The organism is Mesorhizobium sp. M5C.F.Ca.IN.020.32.2.1, from assembly GCF_004023105.1.
GTDB classification, from domain to species: Bacteria; Pseudomonadota; Alphaproteobacteria; order Rhizobiales; family Rhizobiaceae; genus Mesorhizobium; species Mesorhizobium wenxiniae.
Window position 1 is genome coordinate 1 of sequence record NZ_RZSX01001163.1, and the last position, 1,583, is coordinate 1,583.

Sequence of the window (1,583 nt, forward strand, 5' to 3'; positions counted from 1 at the left end):
AAACAGCACTGGCCGACGCGCTCGAAATCGATTTTTCAACGGCGCGGGCGCTCACCGCAAACCAGAACTACACGTCGCTGCTGGCCGCCCTGCGCGCGCTTGATTTCGGCGAAGAGAGGGCGTTCCTGATCACCGCCGCGGTCTATCCCGCAGAGTTTCCGCATCCGCAGGCCATCCGCATCTTTCTCGACCGCTACCGACTGCTGCATCGCGACGCGGCGCTGGACAGGCTACGCGGCTGGAAGGCCATTCGCAATGCCGGACCCATCTCGGCAAACGCGGACATCCGTAAAGCGGACAGCGATAATGCTGCCGCCAGGCCTAAGGCGCGTCACGTCTGAAAGAGATTCAGGCGAACGCTTTAAGCCTTTGTTTTCATCCATAATCGTTAGAGCGACTTGACGGAAATAAACTCTTCGACGGGAGCAGCGCCGGCCTCGATCTCGACCACCCAGATGTCGGGATCGAATTTCTTCTCCCTTTCCAGGCGCGCGTCAAAGACGGCGGCATCGTCGCCGGCGCCGAGCAGACTGAAGAAACGGTCGTCGGGTCTCGCTGAATCGTAGCTCGTCTGCGGCGCCGGTCCAAACAAAGCAACCTCGCCCAGGCGGCCACGCGCCAGCACGAAGACGGCGCCGGCCTCAGTTGCGCCGCGCTTGACCACGGCGGCGAATCCGCCGGCGCCGAAAACGCGGCGCAATAGGGCCGACACCCACAGATCGGTGGTTACGCGCATTACAAAACTCCGGACGAGATCCGGATGCTGTTTAGCGAGGTTATCGCCAATCCGCGAGCGATCGCTTCGACTATTAGTAGGCCAAAGCTTCAGTTGGTCAGGCCGATCTCGCGCATCTTGACGTAGACGACCTCGTCGGGCTCGCCGGTCTCCGGCAGCCCGAACAGCGACTGGAACTCCTTGATCGCTGCCTTGGTGCGGGCCCCGACCACGCCATCGAGCTGCATGTCGTCATTGCCGAATGCCTTCAGCCCGGCCTGGATTTTAATGATGCGAGCATCGGGTGCCTGCGCCGGCGCATCTGCCGGCGCCGAAGCGGAGACGGGAATTGCGGCCATGTCGTCCGGACGAGGTGCCGGATGCGGCACGACCGTCGAGGCGGTTGGCGTGGCGCCCAGTTGATCGACCAGAACGCTGTCGATCTCGCCGGAAGCGTTCAGCCCGACTTTCTGCTGATAGGCTTGTATGGCCTTACGCGTGTTGGGGCCGGAAATGCCGTCGACGGTGCCGGAATAGAAGTCCAGATCCTTCAATATGCCCTGGATCTGCTCGACGACCGGATCGCTCTTGATCGGAGCCGAGCCCGGCCGCACGATGTTGATGGTGGTTTCGGGTTCGTCGGCGCCGGCTCGAGGGAAGCCCTCGATGCTCCTGGTCGCGAAAAACGCGCCGGCATGAGGAAAAGGCTGATACCACAGGGCATTCGCCGAGACGTAGAACAGCGTCACCAGGAAGGCGGTCGAACCGCCGACCAGAACCGGATTGCGCGAGATCAGGCTGCCGACGGCAACCGCGCTACCTTGGAAGGCATTGCCACGGCGCTTGACCGCCTTAGGCTGTTTTGCGG

The 1,583-nt window shown here is 62.3% G+C and carries 2 protein-coding genes and 1 pseudogene; 1 reads left to right on the top strand and 2 read right to left on the bottom strand.

The window, feature by feature from the left end:
* Positions 1-341: pseudogene (locus tag EOA86_RS33955) on the top strand (hypothetical protein); the annotation flags it as partial.
* A gap of 47 nt (positions 342-388) precedes the next feature.
* Here EOA86_RS33955 and EOA86_RS33960 read toward each other — a convergent pair.
* Positions 389-736: a DUF1491 family protein gene (locus tag EOA86_RS33960; RefSeq protein ID WP_128345536.1), complete on the bottom strand. Its 348-nt coding sequence runs from the start codon at positions 734-736 to the stop codon at positions 389-391.
* 89 nt (positions 737-825) lie between these two features.
* On the bottom strand, positions 826-1,583 hold a 758-nt coding region (locus EOA86_RS33965), incomplete at its 5' end, for a peptidoglycan-binding protein (protein WP_245497462.1).